Here is a 4114-nt window from a genome sequence, read left to right as displayed (position 1 = left end):
CGCTGGTCTGGCCTTCACCGGTGGCATCTTCGCCGGTCCGATCGCCGCCCACGCCGACGCTGCCCCGGTGCAGGGCACCAAGCCCGCCGTCGTGGCGGTGCAGGGTGACAAGCTCATCCCGCACGGCGTACAGGGCACCCAGTCCAAGATTGACCTGAACGACGAGCAGACCGCCAACGCCAAGGCGATCATCGCGGCGACGAAGAAGGCCGGTCTGCCGGAGCGGGCCGCGGTGATCTCGATCGCCACGAGCCTGCAGGAGTCGAAGCTGGAGAACCTGGGCCACCTCGGCGACAAGAATGACCACGACTCGCTGGGCCTGTTCCAGCAGCGCCCGTCCAGTGGTTGGGGCACGCCGGAGCAGATCACCGACCCTGAGTACTCGACGCTGGCGTTCCTGAAGGGTCTGAAGCAGGTCGACGGCTGGCAGGACATGCCGCTGACCGTCGCCGCCCAGACCGTGCAGGTCTCGGCCTACCCGGACGCGTACGCCCAGTGGGAGCAGCAGGCCGCCGACATCACCGCGCAGTACTGGAACAGCTGACCCAAGCAAACAACGCTGGCCGGCACCCCGAAACACGGGGTGCCGGCCAGCGGCGTCTCCAGAGCGGTCAGCAGGGCGCGTAGAGGCGGCGCGTCCCCGAGCCGGCAGCCCAGGCGGCCGGGTCGCTGAACCGGCAGCCGAAGTCCGGCGCCGCCACCGCCTTCCGATCGGTGACCGCGTCGCCGGCCGGGCGCTTGCCGGTGCGTACCCAGGAAACCAGGTCGTCCCAGGCGGCGCCGGCCTCGGCCGGGCTGAACTCGCAGTGCTGCGCGGCCCGGATCGCCCGCTGCACGACCAGCCGGCTGCGGCCGTGCCACGCCGCGTCCCGGGCGTACGCCTGCTCCATGCTGAACGGTACGAAGAGGTCGCCGAGGTCGTGCAGGCTGAGCACCGGCACGGTGGGCCGGCCGCTGATCCGCGGCACCTCGGTCAGCGTCGGGGACAGCCGCTGCCACAGGTTCTCCGGTGCGACCCGCTGCACCGTGGCGTTCACGTTCACGGGGCTGTTCGGGGAGTACCGGGTCAGCAGGTTCGTGGCGAGCTGACCGGGCCGCTGGGCGGGGGAGTCGCCGCCGTCGGTGGCGGTGATGCCGAACAGGAAGTCCTTCCAGACCGCGAAGGCGGCGTCGCCGCCGGGCCGCGGCCCGCCGGACCGCTCGACGGTGATCGCCCGGAGCTGCTTGCCGAGGTCGTTGGTGGTGTCGGGGCCGCCCGGCTTCAGCGCGGCCAGCCCGAGCGCCACCTGGATCCGCGGCACGGCGTCGGTCAGGTAGTCGTCCGGCGTCGGGTACGCGCGCACCCCGGCGAGGGCCTGCGCGACCAGGTTGTAGTCGAGGAAGAAGTCGAACAGCTCGTGGTCGCCGAGCACCCCGCACATCGGCAGCGCACCGTCGTAGTAGCCCGGGTACTGCTCCAGCGAGCGGCCGATGATGTGCCCGCCCATGGAGACGCCGGCGATGAGCACCCGCTTCGGCCGCTTCACCGTGTCGGCGAAGAAGTCGGCCAGCGCCCGGGTGCCGAGCACCCCGGAGCGGATGTCGTAGCCGTTGCGGTCGTACGAGGACGACGCCCAGGCGTACCCCTGCGCCAGCATCCGCTGCCGCAGGTCGTAGCCGGGCGGCTCGGGGGAGAGCACGGTGCCCTGGCCGCGGTAGCCGTGCGCCCACATGACCAGGTCGCCGTTCCACCGGGCGGGGGTCTCGATCATGTAGCCGGCGTGCTCGTGCACGCCCTGCCGGACGGTGGTGGCGGCGCCGTCGATCACCAGCGGCGCGAGCGGCGGATTGTTGATGGTGTAGCCGGGCAGCGGCTGGCTGCCGTCGTCGTCGCGGTCAGCGGCGACGGCGGGCGCGGCGCCGGCGAGACCGACCGTGAGGGTGAGGGCCGCGCCGGCGGCGAGCAGCCGGCGCAGGAGGCGGGTGGATGAGGTCAGCATCGGTGCTCCCCCGGGGACGGGTGCCGCCCCGGGACGGGGGCGGCCAGGCGGGACGGATGCCTACCGGCCGGTAGAGCCCTGAACCTAAGCTCGACCTCGAACCCTGTCAATCGTTGACTGACCGAACGGTCAGCGAGGCCCACCCACAGTGGCCGGTCACACCAGACCGTGCGCCAGCATCGCCTCCGCGACCCGCCGGAACCCGTTGATGTTCGCGCCGGCCACGTAGTCGCCCGGCAGGCCGTACTCCTCTGCGGTGGCCCAGCAGCGGGCGTGGATGTCGCGCATCGTCTCCCGAAGCCGCTGCTCGGACTGGGCGAACGTCCACGAGTCGCGGCTGGCGTTCTGCTGCATCTCCAGCGCGCTCACCGCGACCCCGCCGGCGTTGGCCGCCTTGCCGGGGGCGAACCGCACCCCGGCCCGGCCCAGGATCCGCACCGCCTCCGGCGTGTTGGGCATGTTCGCCCCCTCGACCACCGCGACGCAGCCGCCGGCCACCAGCGCCGCGGCCTCCGCGCCGCCGATCTCATTCTGCGTCGCGCAGGGCAGCGCCAGATCGCAGGGCACCTCCCAGACGGTACGGCCGGAGACCGCCACGGCGTGCGGCACGTGCCTCACGTAGTCGTCGAGGCGGGCCCGGCGCTCCTCCTTCAGCTCGCGCAGCAGGGTCAGGTCGATGCCCTTCTCGTCGAGCACGTACCCGTCCGAGTCGGAGCAGGCCACCACCGTGCCGCCGAGCTGGTGCACCTTCTCGATCGCGTAGATGGCCACGTTGCCGGAGCCGGAGACCACCACCCGCTTGCCGTCCAGGCTGTCCCCGGTCTGCTTCAGCATCTCCTCGGCGAAGAAGACCGCCCCGTAGCCGGTCGCCTCCCGCCGCACCTGCGCGCCCCCGTACGCCAGTCCCTTGCCGGTGAGCACTCCCGACTCGTAGCGGTTGGTGATCCGCTTGTACTGGCCGAACAGGTAGCCGATCTCCCGGCCGCCCACCCCGACGTCCCCGGCCGGCACGTCGGTCTGCGCGCCGATGTGCCGGTACAGCTCCGTCATGAAGCTCTGGCAGAACCGCATCACCTCGCGGTCCGAGCGGCCCTTCGGGTCGAAGTCCGCGCCGCCCTTTCCGCCGCCGATCGGCAGGCCGGTCAACGCGTTCTTGAAGATCTGCTCGAAGCCGAGGAACTTCACGATGCCCAGGTAGACCGAGGGGTGGAAGCGCAGCCCACCCTTGAACGGGCCGAGGGCGCTGTTGAACTCCACCCGGAAGCCGCGGTTGACCCGGACCCGGCCGTGGTCGTCCTCCCACGGCACGCGGAAGATGACCTGCCGCTCCGGCTCGCAGATCCGCTCGATGACGCACGCGTGCGCGTACTCGGGGTGGCGGGCCAGGGCCGGCCCGATGCTCTCCAGCACCTCCCGGACCGCCTGGTGGAACTCGGGCTCACCCGGGTTCCGCCGGACCACGTTCGCGAACACCGTCTCGACGCTTTCCGCCATCACGGACACGCCCCTTCCGGTCCCGGTGCCGGCCTCGTCGCCGCACCGCCCCCGGGTACGGATCGTCACCGTCGTCCGGTTCACTGGTCGGGTGGACGAGTTGATCTGGGAGGCGGCGCGGGACGCCCGCGCCTGGCTGGACGCCGCCAACGGCACCGGGGACGCGGAGCTGACCTCCCGCCTCCTCAAGCTCACCGAGGAGGCGGGGGAGGCGGCCGCCGCCTGGATCGGGGTGCTCGGGCAGAACCCCCGCAAGGGCGTCACGCACACCCGCGAGGAGGTGGCCGCCGAACTGGCGGACGTGGCGTTCACCGCGCTCGTGGCGATCGAGAGCCTCGGTCTGGACGCGCGGACCGTGCTGTCGGCCTGCGCCGCGAAGGCGCGGGTCCGGTTGAGCTGACCTGCCGGACGGGTCGCCGTGTCCGCTTCCCGCCCTCGCCACGGGGCGTCGGTGGAACGTCATGTGTGTCTCCGGGGCCGGGATACACCCATGGTGTGCCCCCGATGGTGTCGGTCTGGGCGGGCTGTCCGGTTCCGGGGGTGGCACCTGCACCGGCGAGCACGGCGTCGGCCTGCTCAAGCGGGACTGGCTGGCCCGGGAGATCGGCCCGGTGGAGGACGCCTTCCCCTGGCAGGAGACG

At 72.3% G+C, this 4114-nt stretch carries 4 protein-coding genes and 1 pseudogene; 3 read left to right on the top strand and 2 right to left on the bottom strand.

Annotation, left to right across the window (positions count from 1 at the left end):
* The coding region (locus tag ACW0Q9_RS29565; protein ID WP_456186902.1) for a hypothetical protein at window positions 1-544 on the top strand (544 nt) is incomplete at its 5' end.
* 67 nt (window positions 545-611) lie between these two features.
* Here ACW0Q9_RS29565 and ACW0Q9_RS29560 read toward each other — a convergent pair.
* Both ACW0Q9_RS29560 and gdhA read right to left on the bottom strand, forming a co-directional pair.
* Window positions 612-1979, bottom strand: coding sequence for an alpha/beta hydrolase family protein (locus tag ACW0Q9_RS29560; protein ID WP_456186900.1), 1368 nt, complete (start codon window positions 1977-1979; stop codon window positions 612-614).
* A gap of 156 nt (window positions 1980-2135) precedes the next feature.
* Window positions 2136-3473: an NADP-specific glutamate dehydrogenase gene (gene gdhA / locus ACW0Q9_RS29555; protein ID WP_456186898.1), complete on the bottom strand. Its 1338-nt coding sequence runs from the start codon at window positions 3471-3473 to the stop codon at window positions 2136-2138.
* Between the two features lie 91 nt (window positions 3474-3564).
* On the opposite strand from gdhA, the gene ACW0Q9_RS29550 reads away from it, so the two are divergent.
* A complete protein-coding gene (locus tag ACW0Q9_RS29550; protein ID WP_456186896.1) occupies window positions 3565-3873 on the top strand; it encodes a pyrophosphohydrolase domain-containing protein in 309 nt (102 codons plus the stop codon).
* A 139-nt stretch (window positions 3874-4012) separates the two neighbouring features.
* A pseudogene (locus tag ACW0Q9_RS29545) lies at window positions 4013-4114 on the top strand (FAD-linked oxidase C-terminal domain-containing protein); the annotation flags it as partial.

The sequence above is a fragment of the Micromonospora sp. I033 genome (assembly GCF_053890995.1).
This window is presented reverse-complemented; position numbering and strand designations above follow the sequence as displayed.